This is a genomic window from Roseitalea sp. MMSF_3546, from assembly GCF_030732865.1.
In the GTDB taxonomy this organism is placed as follows: Bacteria; Pseudomonadota; Alphaproteobacteria; order Rhizobiales; family Rhizobiaceae; genus Roseitalea.
On the sequence record NZ_JASHKB010000001.1, the window covers coordinates 312,139 to 327,863 of the forward strand.

Genomic DNA, 15,725 nt, shown 5'->3' on the forward strand with positions numbered 1-15,725 from the left:
GTTAACTATAATTACACGATTGCTCGACGAATATGCCACCCGCGACGAGACGTTTCGTCAATCAATCGGGTGTGCTCATGTCGATGCGTGTCATAATTCTCGGGGTTGCCATCCTCGCCGCCGGCGGCGCGGGGTACCTTGCCATGAACATGATGGGCTCGAACCGACCCGTCGAACCGGCGAGGGTCGTCGCACCCGAACCGCAGATCGAGCTCGACGAAGTGCTGGTGGCGTCCCAGACGTTGACCACGGGCACCCGCGTTGAGGGGCAGTTGCGCTGGCAGCGCTGGCCGGCGGATGCCGTCTCCCCCGACTTCATCACCCGGTCCAGCCGGCCCGAGGCGATCGACGAACTCTCCGAATCGGTCGTCCGCGCGACGATCGCCGAAGGCGAGCCGGTCCGCCCGATCAAGCTTCTTGGCGCCGATCAGAGCTTCATGTCCTCGATCCTGCCATCGGGCAAGCGCGCCGTGGCGACCCAGATCGCCGCCGACACCTCGGCGGGCGGCTTCATCCTGCCCGACGACTATGTCGACGTGATCATGACCTCGCGGGACCGCAATGGCGGGTTCACCACCGAGACGATCCTCAACAACATCCGCGTTCTGGCGATCGACCAGACCATCCGCGAGGACGAACAGGGCCGCCTCGTCCAGGTCGGCCAGACCGCAACGCTCGAACTCACCCCGCGCCAGGCCGAGATCATCACCGTCGCCCAGCAGATGGCCGACCGGCTGACCCTCGCCCTGCGATCGGTTCAGGATGTCGATCCCGCCGATGCCCGCAATGCCGCCGAACACCTGATCGGCGATGGCCCGGGCGGCACGATCACCCTGATCAAGCGCGGCCAGAGAACGGTGGCAGGCCAATGAGACACACAAAGACCGCCAAGCACCACGTCCCGTCGCCACGCATGCCAGGGCAAGCCTCCATCATGGACAAGACGATCAAGACAATGGCCGCCGCGCTCGCCGCATGCGCGCTCTACTTCGCCCCGGCGGGTCCGACCTCCCTCGCCGGCGTCACCGATGCCGCGGCACAGGGGGTCATCACGGTCGGCCGGAATGCCGGGCGGACCGAACGCATCAATCTGGGTCTCGACAAGTCGCTGGTCATCGACCTGCCGGCCGACGCGCACGATATCCTGGTGGCCAATCCAAAGGTCGCCGACGCCGTCACGCGCAGCAAGCGCCGCATCTATCTGTTCGGCAAGGAGGTCGGAACGACGAACATCTTCGTCTTCGACCGCCAGGGCCGGCAGATCGTCGGACTGGATCTGAAGGTCGAACGCGACATCAGCCAGCTCGAGGACTATCTCGAGCGCTACATTCCCGGCTCGGACATCACGGCCGAGATCGTCAACGACAACATCATCCTGACCGGGACGGTGCAGACGCCGATCGATTCGGCCAAGGCCAACCAGCTTGCCCAGGTCTTCGTGCAAGGCGGCGAGGCGACGACCGGCCAGTACGCTTCTGTCGCTGCTGGTGGCGAGGAAGAAGGCGATGTGGACATCGACAACCCGGACGGCGAGCGTCAGCGGAGCGAGATCATCAACCTGATCGAGATCCGCGGCAGCGACCAGGTCGCGCTCAAGGTCGTGGTCGCCGAGATCCAAAGGTCGGTGATCAAGCAGCTGGGTTCTTCCTTCCAGGTCAACTCCACATCCGGCGACATCACGTTCAGTGCCCTTTCCGACCCGAACTTCGGTGCCCTCGGCAAGCCGCTCGGCGGCAGCCGGATCGGCATCGGCGGCAGCATAGGATCGGTCGGGATCAGCGCGTCGCTGCAGGCGATGGAGGAAGTCGGCGTCATGAAGACGCTGGCCGAGCCCACCTTGACCGCGATTTCCGGCGAGACGGCCGTGTTCCGGGCTGGCGGACAATATAACATCATCCAGGGGGCCACGGCCGACGACGATGATGGTGTCGTCTATACGGTGCAGGAGATCGATTACGGCGTGGGGCTCGAATTCACGCCGATCGTGCTCGGCCCGGGCCGCATCAGCCTGAAGATCCGCACCTCGGTGTCCGAGCCGACCACGGAAGGCTCCGTGGGCGGCTTCGTGGGCAATTCCGCCTACCTCTCCCTGCGCAAGCGCCTCGCCGACACCACGGTCGAACTGCCCTCGGGCGGCTCGATGATGATCGCCGGCCTGCTACGCGACGATGTCCGCCAGGTCGCCTCGGGCTTTCCCGGCCTGTCCAAGGTGCCGGTGCTGGGCGCGCTGTTCCGCAGCCGCGACTACATTCGCAACGAGACCGAACTGGTGATCCTGGTCACGCCCTATCTGGTGCGTCCCAAGCCCGCTAACGAACTGGCGAGCCCGACCGACAATTTCGTGCCGGCCGGCGATGCCGCGTCCTTCATCCTGGGCCGGGTGAACCGCGTCTACGGCAATGCCGGCAAGGCACCGCCCAAGGGCGCCTATCACGGCACGCCTGGCTTCATCTTCAAGTAACCGGAGGCCGCAACCCATGTCCGCGACCATCTTCAGAACGGTAACCGGGCTGTTTGTCGGCGCCACGCTCCTGGCCGGCTGCGGCACCACCGCCAAGGACCCGATGACGGTCGGATCGGTCGGCGATCACCGGGTGAACCATCCGATCGTCGTCACCGAGCGGCAGCAGACCCTGGACGTGCCCGTCGCCTCGGGCGCGCGGGAACTGACCGCGGCCGTCAAGAGCAACATCAGCGCCTTCGCCGCATCCTTCGCCGATTCGGGCACCGGCGTCATTCACGTGCTGGTTCCGGTTGGCTCGGCCAACGAGCACGCCGTCGATCGCGTGCGCGGCGACATCGTCGCGGCCATCGAACAGGGCGGCGCCAGCCGGCACGATGTCGCCATTCAGGGCTATGATGCCAGCGGGCACGGACCGTCCGCCGCGGTGCGCCTGTCCTTCGTCGGCATGACCGCGTCGACGCCCAGGCCCTGTGGCCAGCGTCCGGCCGATCTGGCCGATACGCGCGGCAACCGGCCCTACGCCGATTTCGGCTGCTCCACCCAGAGCAACCTGGCCGCCATGGTCGAGAACCCCGGCGACCTGCTCGGCCCGCGCGAGACCAGCCCGATCGACGGCGCGCAGCGCAGCGTGGTTCTCGGGGGCTATCAAGGAGGCTTCCGTGGCGGCACGACCGGCGAAGTCAATTACTGATTGAACGCGGAATCATCCCATGTCCGACACGGCTATCGACACAGATTTCGACCAACCCGCCTCGCAGGTCTCCGCCGACGAGGCCATGCGCATACAGCAGGTGCGGCCGATCCCCCGCATCTCGGTGCAGGCCTTCTGCGAGACCCAGGCCGTCGCCTCGACCATCGAGCGGATGTCCGAGGATCGCCGCATGTCCAAGGCGCAGACGCGCGTCTACATGGGCGGCCTTGCCGCGGCGGTCGAGTTCTACCAGTCCGCGCCCACGCCCAACCTGATCTTCCTGGAAGTGACCTGCGGGCCCGACGAATTGATGAGCCGGCTCAACGATCTCGCCGAGGTCTGCGATCCGTCGACGCGGGTGGTGGTCGTCGGCCATCACAACGATGTCGCGCTCTACCGCGACCTGATCCGTTCGGGCATCTCCGAATACATGGTCGCCCCGGTGGCGATCGCCGAGTTGATGAATGTCATCTCGACCCTGTTCGTCGATCCCGACGCCGATCCGCTCGGCCGTTCGGTCGCCTTCATCGGCGCCAAGGGCGGCACCGGCTCCTCGACGCTCGCCCACAATGTCTCGTGGACGATCTCCACGCTGTTCAACAGCGAGGTCGTGGTGGCCGACATGGACCTGCCCTTCGGCACCGCCAACATCAATTTCGACCAGGATCCCGCCCAGGGCATCGCCGAGGCGGTGATGTCGCCCGAGCGGCTCGACGAGGTCTATCTGGACCGGCTGCTCGCCAACTGTGCGGAGCATCTGGCGCTTCTGGCCGCGCCCTTCGTCGTCCTCGATGTCCCCCATGTCTGGAACGGCTGGACCAAGACCACGCTGACCCATGCCGACGAGGTCGTCATCGTCGCGGCGCCGGAACTGGCCAGCCTGCGCAACACCAAGAACCTCATCGACACGCTGCGCACGCTGCGCCCGAACGACACGCCGCCGCGGCTCGTGCTCAACCAGGTCGGCATGCCGAAGCGGCCGGAAATCTCTCCGGGCGATTTCGCCGATCCGCTCGAGCTGCAGCCCGCCGCGGTCATTCCCTTCGACGCGCAGCTCTTCGGCAGCGCCGCCAATTCGGGCCGCATGCTGGCCGAGACCGATGCGGGCAATCCGATCGTGAGCACGCTGTCCGAGCTTGCCCATGTCGTCACCGGTCGCGGCCACATCGCGCCCAAGGGCAAGTCGGGCCTGAAGGCGATCCTGGCGCGCCTGAAGAAGAAGTAACCAGTCACCAACCGGCGAGAAATCATTATGTTTGGCAAGAGAGGTGCAACGGGGACAGGCGGACCGGCGCGCGGCGCGGGCCTTGCGCCGCAAGCGCCCAGGCCCACCCCCGCCGAGGCACAGCCGGCGGCTGCAAAGCCTGACGCACCCGCCGCGGCCGAACTTGCCAATGCTGCTGCCGCGGCGCCCGAAAAGGCCACGCCCGCCGCCCCCGTCGAGCAGGCGACCGCGCCGGCCGTGCCCGCCCAGGCCCAGGCGTCCCCGCGCAGATCGGCGCGCAATGAGAGCTATTACGACACCAAGACGCAGGTCTTCTCGGCGCTGATCGAGACCATCGACCTGTCGCAGCTCGCCAAGCTCGATGCCGATTCGGCGCGCGAGGAAATCCGCGACATCGTCAACGACATCATCGCGATCAAGAACTACGCCATGTCGATCGCCGAGCAGGAGGAACTGCTCGAGGACATCTGCAACGACGTGCTCGGCTACGGACCGCTCGAGCCGCTGCTGGCCCGCGACGAGATCGCCGACATCATGGTGAACGGGCCCGACCGCTGCTATATCGAGGTCAACGGCAAGGTGCAGGAAGCCGACGTCACCTTCCGCGACGCCCAGCAATTGCTGTCGGTCTGCCAGCGCATCGTCAGCCAGGTCGGCCGCCGCGTCGACGAGTCGAGCCCGATCTGCGACGCCCGTCTCGCCGACGGATCGCGTGTCAATGTCATCGCGCCGCCGCTCGCCATTGACGGCACCGCCCTGACCATCCGCAAGTTCAAGAAGGACAAGCTGACCCTCGATCAGCTTGTCAATTTCGGTTCGATCTCGCCCGAGGGTGCAACGCTGTTGCAGATCATCGGCCGCGTGCGATGCAATGTCGTCATCTCCGGCGGCACCGGTTCGGGCAAGACGACCCTGCTGAACTGCCTGACGCGCTACATCGACACCGACGAGCGTGTCATCACCTGCGAGGATGCGGCCGAACTCCAGCTCCAGCAGCCGCACGTGGTGCGCCTTGAGACCCGCCCGCCCAATCTGGAGGGCGAGGGCCAGATCACAATGCGCGATCTGGTCAAGAACTGCCTGCGCATGCGTCCCGAGCGGATCATCGTCGGCGAGGTGCGCGGCGCCGAGGTCTTCGATCTGCTGCAGGCCATGAACACCGGCCATGACGGCTCCATGGGCACGATCCACGCCAACTCGCCGCGCGAGTGTCTCAGCCGCATCGAATCGATGATCGCCATGGGCGGATTTTCCCTGCCCCAGCGCACCGTGCGCGAGATCATCGTCGGCTCGGTCGATGTCATCGTCCAGGCCGCCCGCCTGCGCGACGGCTCGCGCCGGATCACGCACATCACCGAGGTGATCGGCATGGAAGGCGACGTGATCATCACCCAGGACCTGATGGTCTACGACATCGACGGCGAGGATGCGAACGGCCGGATCGTGGGCAAGCACCGCTCCACCGGCATCGGCCGGCCGGCCATGTGGGATCGCGCCCGCTACTATGGCGAGGAGCAGCGGCTGGCCAGCGCCATGGACTCCATGGAAGTGAAGCAGAACTGACATGCTCGCCCAGCCCCGCATAACCGGAGCGCGCCCATGGTGATCTTCGGCATTCCCGCGGCGGTGCTCGCGCTCGTCGGCCTCGCCGCCCTCGGCGTCGGCGGCCTGCTCTATGCGGTGTTCTTCAACACCATCGCGCAGGAAAACCAGACGAGCCGGCGCCTGGCCACGGTCAAGGCGCAAAAGACCGACTCGGCGAGCAAGAAGGCGGCCGCCGACCGCCTCACCGAGAGCCAGCGCCGCCGCCGCCAGGTCGCCGAGAGCCTGTCCGATCTCGAAGAGCGCAACAAGGCGCGCGAAAAACGCATCACCAAGCCGTCGCTGAAGATGCAGATCCAGCAGGCCGGCCTGTCGATCGAATTGCGCACTTTCTATCTGCTCTCGATCGTCGCCGGGCTGGTGATCACGCTGATCGCGTTCATCTTCGGCATGCCCATGCTGTACCTGGCCGGCGTCTTCTTCGCCGCCGCCTTCGGCCTGCCGCGCTGGGTGGTCTCGTTCCTGCGCAAGCGTCGGATGAAGCAGTTTCTGGACGAGTTTCCCAACGCCATCGACGTGATCGTGCGCGCCATCAAGTCGGGCCTGCCGCTCAATGACGGCATCCGCCTGATCGCCAACGAGGCGCGCGAGCCGGTGCGCTCGGAATTCAGGCGCATCGTCGAGGCCCAGCAACTGGGCGTGTCCACGCCCGACGCCTGCCTTCGCATGTACGAGCACATGCCGGTGGCCGAGGCCAACTTCTTCGCCATCGTCATCCAGATCCAGCAACAGGCTGGCGGCAACCTGTCGGAGGCCCTTGGCAACCTGTCGAAAGTGCTGCGCGCGCGCAAGCAGATGAAGGCCAAGGTCGCGGCGATGTCGATGGAGGCCAAGGCCTCGGCCGCCATCATCGGCGCGTTGCCGCCCATCGTCACGGTGCTCGTCTATCTGACCAGCCCCGAATACATCATGCTGCTGTTCACGACCGATACCGGTTTTCTGATCTTGGGCGTGTCGGCCATCTGGATGTCGATCGGCATCTTCGTGATGCGCCAGATGATCAATTTCGAAGTGTGAGGGACGGCCATGCCATCGGACATCGTCGGCCTTCTGACCTCGCAGCAATTCCTGTTCGCGCTGCTGGTTTCGGTCAGCGTGTTCGCCACGCTCGTCACCCTGCTCACCGGCCTTTTGGGCGGCAACCAGCTCAAGGCGCGCATGAAGACCGTCGCCATCGAGCGCGACGAGATCCGTGCGCGCGAGCGGGCACGCCTTGCCACCGAAAAGCAGACCGGCCGCGGCTCGCTGCGTTTCGAAGACAGCAAGTATGGAGGCATCAAGAGCCTGGTGGAACGGCTCGACCTGCGCAAGATGCTTGCCGACGAACAGACCGTTGCCAAGCTGCGCATGGCCGGCTACCGCGGGCAGCAGCCGCTGACGATCTTCCTGTTCGCCCGCTTCGTGCTGCCCTTCGTGTTCCTGGCCGGCGGGGTGTTCTACATCTTCGGCCTGGGCAACATGGAGGAGCATTCCACCTTCATGCGCGTGTTCGTGTGCATCGCCATCGCCTATGCCGGCTTTTACGCGCCCAACATCTATGTCAGCAACGTCGCCGGCAAGCGCAAGGATTCCATTCGCAAGGCCTGGCCGGACGCGCTCGACCTGATGCTGATCTGCGTGGAGTCCGGCATGTCGGTCGAGGCCGCCTTCCGCCGCGTCTCCGAGGAGATCGGCACCCAGTCGGTGCCGCTGGCCGAGGAGCTGGTTCTGGTGGGCGCCGAACTGTCCTTCCTGTCCGAGCGCCGGCAGGCCTATGAGAACCTGGGCGCGCGAACCGGCCTGGAATCGGTCCGATCGGTGGCCCAGGCGCTGATCCAGGCCGAACGCTACGGCACGCCTGTCGGGGCGGCGCTGCGGGTGCTCGCCGCCGAAAGCCGCGAACAGCGCATGACCGAGGCCGAAAAGAAGGCCGCAGCCCTCCCGCCAAAGCTGACCGTGCCGATGATCGTCTTCTTCCTGCCGGTCCTGTTCGGCGTCATTCTGGGTCCGGCGGGCATCCAGATCGCCGCCAATGGCGGCATCTTCTGATCACCGCCGCCCGGCCTCGCGCCGGCCGCATCTGGCCTTCAACCCACTGACGCCTTTTCGTTGATCTGGCGCGCCATCTCGGCGATCTTCATCGCGGTCCTGAGATTGCGCGCGGTCGCCATCACGCCCATCATCTGTTCGGCCTGGGCGGCAAATGGCGACCGGCCGATGCCCTCGGGCGCGTGAAGATACAGAACCTGCCTGGTCAGCGTGTAGGATTCGCTGGGTTTCTTCAGCGCCTGAAGCCCGTGCAGGTCGGCGCCGGTGGCGGGCGTGGGCAAAAAGAAAAGGTGCACCCGCTTCTGGTCGTCTTCCGATGCCGCCGCATAGGGATTGGCCGCGATCGCCGCCTCGAGCACGTCCAGCGACATCACGATGGTCTGCACGCTGAAACCGAAGGTCTTGGCGATCGCCGCGCTGATGGCTGCGGCGATCCGGCCCGGATCGGACTTGGACGAGCGGAACATGCAGTTGCCGCTCTGGATGTAGGTCTTCACGTCGGCATAGCCCAGTCCGGTCAGCAGCGTCCGCAACTGCGCCATCGCCATGACGTTGTTGCCGCCGACATTGACGCCGCGAAGCAGGGCGATGAACGTTTTCATGCGCGTAAGGCGTTCTGGATCGTTTGGCCCGGCACGCTCACATGCCGGACGGGCGCCCCGATACGAGGTGGACCGACGTTCCTATGCCCCAAACCGCGCGCGGTTTCAATTGGTTGCGGTCTGCGCCCGGTCTTCCTGCTTGATGCGCCCCCAGGCGTTCTGCTGGGAGAGCATGTCGCGCAGATAGGCGACATTGGCCTGCGCCTGCTGCGGCGACAGCTCGCGCCGCGCGATCGCCTCGGCTTCGGCGAACCGGCCCTGAAGGCCGACGACGAGCGCGAGGTTCTGGCGCACGCGGCTGTCGGCGCCCGGTTGCTTCACGGCGGTGCGCAGATGCTGTTCGGCCTGGTCGAGTTCGCCCTCCAGCATCAGGCTCATGGCGAGGTTGGACAGCACCGACGGCTCGTTCGGCGCCAGATCGAGCGCCTTTCGGTAGCGGATGCGCGCCTGCTCGGGACGGCCGGTCTGGTCATAGATCGCCCCCTCCGCCGAAAGCAGGCGCCAGTCGGGCTGCGTGGGGTCCTGCGCGCGCTGGATAGCATCGAGCGCGGCGGTGAAGTCGCCGGCGCCGGCCAGCGCCTTGCCGAACGCGGCGAGCACCTCGCGGTCCTCCGAATGGATGATCGCGGCCTTGCGCATCACCGCGACGGCCTGCTCGCTGTAGCCGTTCATGCCCAGGATCGAGGCGTAGGCGATCGCGGTCCTCTTGTCCTGCGGGTTCTGCTCGTAGCGCTGCCGGTAGCTGGCCATGGCGCCGCGCAGTTCTTCCTTGTTCATCTGCGCGATGGGTTTGGCCGAGGGATTGACCGAACCTGTGGTGATGTTGTCGCTGGCGCAGCCGGCCACCGCCGCGGCGATGATCGCGGCGCCGCCCAGCCGCGCCGCCCGCATCGCCAAGGTGCGGCGCGGCGAGACGACGATGCCGACCCCTGCTGTGATGTTCATGATCGCGCTCCCCGACGCGGCGCCGCGCATCATGTTGAAAAACGCGCAATGCGCCCGATTGGCCTCTTTGGGCGAGCAATAATCTGTTAACCCTAACGGATGGTTAATGCTCCCGGATCGAAGACCGAGCGCGACGCGCCTCGCCCGTCGCAAACCCTGCTCGCGCCCGCCGGGGCGCGTGATGGGGCCCGCCCCGTGTGGATCGAGGCGGGCGCGACGCTGCCCGATCGGCTCGCCGCCTGGCGCGGCCAGTGCCGCTTCGACGGCGAGGCCGGTTCGGTGCTGCTGGTGCCCGACGAGGCCGCGAGCCGGCCGGGCGCTGCCATCGTCGCGCTCGGCGCCGCCGCCGATCCGTTCGCGCTCGGCGCCCTCGCCGGCAAGCTGCCCGCCGGCGACTGGTACATCGCCAACCCCGAGGTCACCGACATCGCGCTGGCAACGCTCGGCTTCTGCCTTGGCGGCTATCGCTTCGACCGCTATCGCCCGGCCGGACGCGCCGATGTGCGGCTGGTCGTCGACGATGCCGTCGATGCCGACCGTCTGGCATCGAGCGTCGATTCGATCTTCCTGACCCGCGACCTCATCAACACGCCGGCCAACGACATGGGGCCGGACGCGATCGAGGCCGCCGCCCGCGCGCTCGCCCGGCATGGCAAGGCGAGCATCAAGGTGACGACCGGCGAAGACCTGCTCGGCCGCAATTTCCCGCTCGTCTACATGGTCGGCCGCGCCTCGCGCACGCCGCCGCGGCTGATAGACATGCGCTGGGGCCGGCGCGGCGCGCCCCGGGTCACGCTGGTCGGCAAGGGCGTCGCCTTCGACACGGGCGGGCTGAACATCAAGCCGGCATCGGCCATGCGCAACATGAAAAAGGACATGGGCGGGGCCGCCAACGTCCTCGGCCTTGCGCGCATGATCATGGATGCGGGCCTGGATGTGCGCCTGCGTGTCCTGATCCCGGCCGTCGAGAACGCCATCTCCGGCAACGCGTTCCGGCCCGGCGACGTGCTGCCGACCCGCAAGGGGCTGACCGTGGAGATCGGCAACACCGACGCGGAGGGCCGTCTCGTGCTCGCCGACGCGCTGACGCTGGCCGACGAGGAAAAGCCCGAACTCATCGTCGACATGGCAACGCTCACCGGCGCCGCGCGCGTGGCGCTGGGCCCGGAACTGCCGCCCTTCTTCACCGATGACGACGACATTGCCGACAGGCTGGCGCGCGCCGCGCTGAAGACACGCGATCCGCTCTGGCGCATGCCGCTGTGGAGGCCCTATGAGCGCAACCTGTCCTCGACCGTCGCTGACTGCGCCAACGTCACCACCGACGGTTTCGCCGGCTCGGTGACGGCGGCGCTGTTTTTGTCCAAGTTCGTCGCCGCCGCGGCGAGCTGGGTGCACTTCGACGTCTTCGGCTGGAACCCGACCTCCCGGCCGCACGCCCCGGTGGGCGGCGAGGCGCACGGCATCCGCGCCCTGTTCTCGGTGATCGAAGATCGATTCGGCTCCGGCTGATATCGTTGCGGCGACGTCGGTTTCCGTTCCGCTTGCCAAACCTGCGTTGGGCGATGCATATTGAAACGGTCCCGTAACGTTTCCATGGTCGATGCTCCGGCCCATGACGATTTCCCTCAAGCCAAGCCAGGCGCTTTCGCTGTGGCATCAGGTCAGCCTCTCGGAGGTGCGCGACACCGCCCCGGATCTGACCATGCGCCAGGCCGCCATCCTGCTGACGATCTATCTCGATCCGCCGCCGCACACCGTACGCGGCCTGGCCGAGCATCTGGGCGTGACCAAGCCGGTCATCACCCGCGCGCTCGACACGATGGGCACGATGAAGCTGGTCACCCGCCACCGCGACCCGCGCGACCGGCGCAATGTCGTCATCGCGCGCACGGTCGAGGGCGCGCTGTATCTGGAACGTTTCGCCGACGTGATCATCGCCAAGGCGGCGGCGCTTCCAAGATGACCGGCCACCCCGATCCGCGGCTGAACGCCTACCGGCCCGACCTCGCCGATGCGCGCCTGCGCGGACGCGTCGAGGCCGGCCGCTTCGTCGACGGGCAGCCGCGCACGGTGGTCGTGCCCGTTGCCGAAATCCGCCGCAATCCCTCGCCGGATTCGAGCCTGGACACCCAGTTCCTGGCCGGCGATCGCCTCGAGGTCTTCGAGGAGGCCGAGGGCTGGGCCTGGGTGAAGGGCGAGCGCGACGGCTATGTCGGCTATGCGCCGGCGCGGGCGCTGGCGCCGGTGGAGCAGACGGCCGAGGGCGTGCCGCACCGCGTTTGCGTGCCGCGCACCTTTCTTTACCCCGAACCGGACATGAAACGGCCCGCCCTCGACACGCTGCCCATGGGCGCCTGCGCGGGCATCGTCGAGACGGTCGCGCACGGGACGATGCGCTTCGTGCGCCTGGGTTCGGGCGCGTTCGGCTTTGCCGGCCATTTCCGGCCGGCCGACGAGCACGCGCCCGACTATGTCGCGGTCGCCGAACGGTTGCTGCACACGCCCTATCTGTGGGGCGGCACGTCCGGCTTCGGGCTCGACTGCTCGGGCCTTGTCCAGCTCGCCATGCTCATGGCGGGCGAACGGGTCGTGCGCGACACCTACATGCAGGAGGCGGCCATCGGCACGCCGATCGATCGCGCCAATCGCCTTGCGCGCGGCGATCTGGTCTTCTGGGACGGCCATGTCGGCATCATGCGCGACGGCGAGACGCTGCTGCACGCCAATGCGGGCACGATGGACGTGACCAGCGAACCGCTGGCGCAGGCGCTCGAGCGCATCGGCGCGGTCTACGGCCCGCCGACGGCCTTCCGGCGGCCGTAAAGGCCCGGCCCCGCGATCGGCACCGTTATCCTGCGCCGCTGCACCCTCAATACCCGGCCTGGCGGTCGACCACGTTGCGCAGTTCCTCGCCGCGCTCGAACGCCTCGATCTGGGCCAGGATCGGCGGCACCAGCGCGTCGGGCATGGAGGTCGCCGCCGCGTGCGGCGTGATCATCACGCGCGGATGGTTCCAGAGCGGGCTCGTTGCGGGCAGCGGCTCCTGGTTGAAGACATCGAGCGTCGCCGCGCCCAGCCAGCCATTGTCGAGCGCTGCCACGATATCGGCCTCGTTCTGCAGCCCGCCGCGGCCGGCATTGATCAGGATCGCGGGACCGAGCGGGCCGCGCCGCTTCATCCGCGCGAAAAGCGGCTTGGACAGGATGCCGCGCGTTGCCGGCGTCAGCGGCAGAAGGCACACGACGATGTCGCTGATGGCCAGGAACCCGTCGAGCTGCGCGTCGCCGGCGAAACCCTCGACACCGCCGATTGCCTGCGGCCGCCGGCTCCAGCCGGCAATCCTGAAGCCGAGCGCCTTGAGCTTTTCGGCCGCATCGCGCCCCAATATGCCCATTCCCATGATCCCGACCGTGACATCGCGCGCTGCCGGCTGCATGCGGTCTTCGTTCCACACGCGCTCGGCCTGCTGACGGCGATAGCGCGGCCCCTTCCGGTGATGGTCGAGCACCTGCCAGACGACATATTCGCTCATCCGCTCGGTCAGGTCGTCGGCGACGCTGCGCACGATCGGGACCTCCGGCAGGTCCGGGTCCTGGAAGACGTGATCGACGCCAGCGCCGACCGAGAAGATCGCGGCCAGGTTGGGCAGCCCGCTGAGCACGCCGGGCCGCTGTTTCCACACCACCGCATAGCGGATCGTCGGATCGTCGGCACTGGCGGGTTCGGTGACGATCTCGCGGTCGGGCGCGTGCTTCTGCAGGGCGGCGAGCCACACGGCAGGGTCGAAACCGGTGACCGAAAGCAGGATCTTGCCGGGTTGGGGCATGGCTCGGATGTTCTCGATGTCCGCGGTTACTGGCTGACGACGCCCGCCCCGCTGGCCTTGATGTCGAAGGCGGCGGCCATCAGTGCCTTGGTATAGTCGGCTTGCGGCGCGTTGAAAATGGTCTCGGCCGTCCCCGATTCGACGATCCGGCCGTCGCGCATGACGATGACGTCATTGGCGAGCGCGCGCACCACCTTCAGGTCGTGGCTGATGAACAGATAGGCCAGATCGTGCCGTTTCTGCAGGTCGCGCAGCAGGTCGACCACCTGCGCCTGCACGCTCATGTCGAGCGCCGATGTCGGCTCGTCGAGCATCAGGAACTTCGGCTTGAGCACCATGGCGCGGGCAATGGCGATACGCTGGCGCTGGCCGCCGGAAAACTCGTGCGGATAGCGGTGCCGCGTATCGGGATCGAGCCCGACCTCGGCGAGCGCGGCGACGACGCGGTCGTCACGCTGGTCGGCGTTCAGGTGCGGCTCGTGGATGGCAAGACCCTCGGCGATGATCTCGGAGATCGACATGCGCGGGCTGAGCGAGCCGAACGGATCCTGGAAGACGACCTGGATATCCTTTCTGAGCGGCCGCATCTGCTTGAACGAGCGCGTGTCGATGCGGTCGCCGGCAAAGCGGATCTGGCCCTCGGACGAGATCAGCCGCGTCAGCGCCAGGCCAAGCGTTGTCTTGCCCGACCCGCTCTCGCCGACGACGCCGATCGTCTGGCCGGCGCGCACGGTGATGTCTATGCCGTCGACCGCCTTGACGTGATCGACCGTGCGCCGCAGCAGGCCCTTGCGGATCGGGAACCACACCTTGATTCCATCGCCGCCGACGACGATCGGCGCGCTGTCGTCGCCGACCGGCGGCTGCCCCTTGGGCTCGGCGGCGAGCAGGTGCCGCGTGTAGTCGTGCTGCGGGTCGGTGAAGATGGTTTCGGTCGGCCCGGCTTCGACGATCCGCCCATCGGTCATCACGCAGACCCGGTCCGCGATGCGCCGCACGATGCCAAGGTCATGGGTGATGAACAGCATGGACATCTGCTGGCTGTCCTTGAGCCGGTCCAGAAGTTCGAGGATCTGGGCCTGCACCGTGACGTCGAGCGCGGTGGTCGGCTCGTCGGCGATCAGCAGCTTGGGCATGTTGGCCAGCGCCATGGCGATCATCACGCGCTGGCGCTGGCCGCCCGAAAGCTGATGCGGATAGGCGCCAAGGCGCCGTTCGGGCTCGCGAATGCCGACCTGGTTCAGCAGTTCGAGCGTGCGGGCGCGTTGCGCGGTCTCGCCCATGCCCTGGTGCAGCCGCAGAACCTCGCCGACCTGCTTTTCGATCGTGTGCAGCGGGTTGAGCGAAGTCATCGGCTCCTGGAAGATCATCGAGATGCGATTGCCGCGCACCGCGCGCAGTTCGGCATCGTTGGCCGACAAGAGGTCGGTGCCGGCAAAGCGTATCGCGCCGGAGGGGTGCGAGGCGGGCGGGTATTGCAGCAGCTTGAGCACCGACAGGGCGGTGACCGACTTGCCCGATCCGCTCTCGCCGACCAGCGCCACCGTTTCGCGCTCGCCGATGGCGAAGGAGACGTTGCGCACCGCGTGGGTGACTTCGCCACCCTGCGCGAAGTCGACCGAAAGATCGTCGATGGACAGGAGGGGTTCGCTCACAGCGCCGCCCTGACGTCCGTGTGGCGGAAATCGTCCCCGTTGAACAGGAGCGGCTCGTTTCGGGTCTTGGCAAGCGCGTAGGCGAAACAGTCGCCAAGATTGAGCCCGGCCGGATGCCCGCGGCCTTTGCCGAAACGGCGGAATGCATCAATGGCAATGTTGGTTTGTCCTCTATCGACCGCAACAAGCTCCATTCGTGTTCCACGTTGAAAGAACTGCAGTGATCGTGTGGCGTCGGGCTTGTCGTGCCGTATGATCCGCGCCTGAACCTCCCACCAATTGACGGCGGATATGAACAGCGGAACCGTGTCGCTGAACAGGTATGGCCCGTAGATGCCGCTACCCGCTTCCTTCATGACAAACGCCACGATGGCCGACGCATCCACAATCATGCCGGAAAGCCGTCCCTATCATAAAGATCGTCATGGTCGCTTGTGTAGCCGTCCGGCAGTTCCTTCATCGTATCAAGGTGCGCGAGAAACTCTTCTCGCGCCTTAATGCGCATCATTTGGACCTCATCGGAGTGGGCCTGATCTCGTTCCAGCTCCCTTTCCAATGCATCCAGTATCACGGCGGTCATGGTGGAATTGCGCTTTAGAGCCAGTTCCCTGGCCAGTTGATGTACGCGCTCATTCTTGATGTTCAGGCTCATCGCGGCTTCCATGGTAGAATTCTACCTCGATA

16 protein-coding genes are annotated in these 15,725 nt (G+C 66.6%); 10 read left to right on the forward strand and 6 right to left on the reverse strand.

All coding sequences use genetic code 11. The features are described 5' to 3' along the window. Positions 1–77 precede the first annotated feature (77 nt). From cpaB to RBB34_RS01565, 7 genes are all read left to right on the forward strand, one after another. A complete protein-coding gene (gene cpaB / locus RBB34_RS01535) occupies positions 78–872 on the forward strand; it encodes a Flp pilus assembly protein CpaB (protein WP_306117407.1) in 795 nt (264 codons plus the stop codon). A gap of 62 nt (positions 873–934) precedes the next feature. Then, positions 935–2,461, forward strand: coding sequence for a type II and III secretion system protein family protein (locus RBB34_RS01540; RefSeq protein WP_306117408.1), 1,527 nt, complete (start codon positions 935–937; stop codon positions 2,459–2,461). Positions 2,462–2,477: 16 nt separating this feature from the next. Beyond that, on the forward strand, positions 2,478–3,155 hold the full coding sequence (locus tag RBB34_RS01545) for a CpaD family pilus assembly protein (RefSeq protein WP_306117409.1): 678 nt from the start codon (positions 2,478–2,480) through the stop codon (positions 3,153–3,155). A gap of 19 nt (positions 3,156–3,174) precedes the next feature. Next, positions 3,175–4,380, forward strand: a complete 1,206-nt coding sequence (locus RBB34_RS01550; RefSeq protein WP_306117410.1) for a CpaE family protein — start codon at positions 3,175–3,177, stop codon at positions 4,378–4,380. Positions 4,381–4,407: 27 nt separating this feature from the next. Then, positions 4,408–5,943, forward strand: a complete 1,536-nt coding sequence (locus RBB34_RS01555; protein WP_306117411.1) for a CpaF family protein — start codon at positions 4,408–4,410, stop codon at positions 5,941–5,943. 42 nt (positions 5,944–5,985) lie between these two features. Continuing rightward, a complete protein-coding gene (locus tag RBB34_RS01560; RefSeq protein ID WP_306117477.1) occupies positions 5,986–6,999 on the forward strand; it encodes a type II secretion system F family protein in 1,014 nt (337 codons plus the stop codon). Positions 7,000–7,008: 9 nt separating this feature from the next. After that, entirely contained in the window at positions 7,009–8,010 is a 1,002-nt protein-coding gene (locus RBB34_RS01565; protein WP_306117412.1) for a type II secretion system F family protein, read from the forward strand. 38 nt (positions 8,011–8,048) lie between these two features. On the opposite strand, the gene RBB34_RS01570 is transcribed toward RBB34_RS01565, so the two are convergent. Both RBB34_RS01570 and RBB34_RS01575 read right to left on the reverse strand, forming a co-directional pair. Further along, entirely contained in the window at positions 8,049–8,612 is a 564-nt protein-coding gene (locus tag RBB34_RS01570; RefSeq protein WP_306117413.1) for a DUF1697 domain-containing protein, read from the reverse strand. A 105-nt stretch (positions 8,613–8,717) separates the two neighbouring features. Further along, positions 8,718–9,503 carry a tetratricopeptide repeat protein gene (locus tag RBB34_RS01575; protein ID WP_306117478.1) on the reverse strand — a complete coding sequence of 262 codons (786 nt, stop codon included), beginning with the start codon at positions 9,501–9,503 and terminating at the stop codon, positions 8,718–8,720. A gap of 255 nt (positions 9,504–9,758) precedes the next feature. Between RBB34_RS01575 and RBB34_RS01580 the strand changes: the two genes are divergently transcribed. From RBB34_RS01580 to RBB34_RS01590, 3 genes are all read left to right on the forward strand, one after another. Beyond that, positions 9,759–11,069 (forward strand): leucyl aminopeptidase family protein, encoded by a 1,311-nt coding sequence (locus RBB34_RS01580; RefSeq protein WP_306117479.1) that lies wholly within the window; start codon positions 9,759–9,761, stop codon positions 11,067–11,069. Positions 11,070–11,172: 103 nt separating this feature from the next. Continuing rightward, positions 11,173–11,523 carry a MarR family transcriptional regulator gene (locus RBB34_RS01585; protein ID WP_306117414.1) on the forward strand — a complete coding sequence of 117 codons (351 nt, stop codon included), beginning with the start codon at positions 11,173–11,175 and terminating at the stop codon, positions 11,521–11,523. Then, positions 11,520–12,383, forward strand: coding sequence for an NlpC/P60 family protein (locus tag RBB34_RS01590; protein WP_306117415.1), 864 nt, complete (start codon positions 11,520–11,522; stop codon positions 12,381–12,383). The genes RBB34_RS01585 and RBB34_RS01590 overlap by 4 nt, the downstream gene beginning before the upstream one ends. A gap of 46 nt (positions 12,384–12,429) precedes the next feature. Here the strand turns inward: RBB34_RS01590 and RBB34_RS01595 are convergent, their stop codons facing one another. From RBB34_RS01595 to RBB34_RS01610, 4 genes are read right to left on the reverse strand one after another with little or no spacing between them, the layout of a single operon-like run. Then, a complete protein-coding gene (locus RBB34_RS01595) occupies positions 12,430–13,386 on the reverse strand; it encodes a glyoxylate/hydroxypyruvate reductase A (RefSeq protein WP_306117416.1) in 957 nt (318 codons plus the stop codon). Positions 13,387–13,412: 26 nt separating this feature from the next. After that, a complete protein-coding gene (locus RBB34_RS01600) occupies positions 13,413–15,041 on the reverse strand; it encodes an ABC transporter ATP-binding protein (RefSeq protein WP_306117417.1) in 1,629 nt (542 codons plus the stop codon). Further along, on the reverse strand, positions 15,038–15,433 hold the full coding sequence (locus tag RBB34_RS01605) for a type II toxin-antitoxin system VapC family toxin (RefSeq protein ID WP_306117418.1): 396 nt from the start codon (positions 15,431–15,433) through the stop codon (positions 15,038–15,040). Before RBB34_RS01605 ends, RBB34_RS01600 begins: the two co-directional genes overlap by 4 nt. Further along, positions 15,430–15,693, reverse strand: a complete 264-nt coding sequence (locus RBB34_RS01610) for a type II toxin-antitoxin system VapB family antitoxin (protein WP_306117419.1) — start codon at positions 15,691–15,693, stop codon at positions 15,430–15,432. Before RBB34_RS01610 ends, RBB34_RS01605 begins: the two co-directional genes overlap by 4 nt. Positions 15,694–15,725 lie beyond the last annotated feature (32 nt).

Coding starts and splice junctions, on each gene's coding strand:
- cpaB (WP_306117407.1), top strand. CDS start 78: ATGTCGATGCGTGTCATAATTCTCGGGGTTGCCATCCTCGCCGCCGGC.
- RBB34_RS01540 (WP_306117408.1), top strand. CDS start 935: ATGGACAAGACGATCAAGACAATGGCCGCCGCGCTCGCCGCATGCGCG.
- RBB34_RS01545 (WP_306117409.1), top strand. CDS start 2,478: ATGTCCGCGACCATCTTCAGAACGGTAACCGGGCTGTTTGTCGGCGCC.
- RBB34_RS01550 (WP_306117410.1), top strand. CDS start 3,175: ATGTCCGACACGGCTATCGACACAGATTTCGACCAACCCGCCTCGCAG.
- RBB34_RS01555 (WP_306117411.1), top strand. CDS start 4,408: ATGTTTGGCAAGAGAGGTGCAACGGGGACAGGCGGACCGGCGCGCGGC.
- RBB34_RS01565 (WP_306117412.1), top strand. CDS start 7,009: ATGCCATCGGACATCGTCGGCCTTCTGACCTCGCAGCAATTCCTGTTC.
- RBB34_RS01570 (WP_306117413.1), bottom strand. CDS start 8,612: ATGAAAACGTTCATCGCCCTGCTTCGCGGCGTCAATGTCGGCGGCAAC.
- RBB34_RS01575 (WP_306117478.1), bottom strand. CDS start 9,503: ATGCGGGCGGCGCGGCTGGGCGGCGCCGCGATCATCGCCGCGGCGGTG.
- RBB34_RS01585 (WP_306117414.1), top strand. CDS start 11,173: ATGACGATTTCCCTCAAGCCAAGCCAGGCGCTTTCGCTGTGGCATCAG.
- RBB34_RS01590 (WP_306117415.1), top strand. CDS start 11,520: ATGACCGGCCACCCCGATCCGCGGCTGAACGCCTACCGGCCCGACCTC.
- RBB34_RS01595 (WP_306117416.1), bottom strand. CDS start 13,386: ATGCCCCAACCCGGCAAGATCCTGCTTTCGGTCACCGGTTTCGACCCT.
- RBB34_RS01605 (WP_306117418.1), bottom strand. CDS start 15,433: ATGATTGTGGATGCGTCGGCCATCGTGGCGTTTGTCATGAAGGAAGCG.
- RBB34_RS01610 (WP_306117419.1), bottom strand. CDS start 15,693: ATGAGCCTGAACATCAAGAATGAGCGCGTACATCAACTGGCCAGGGAA.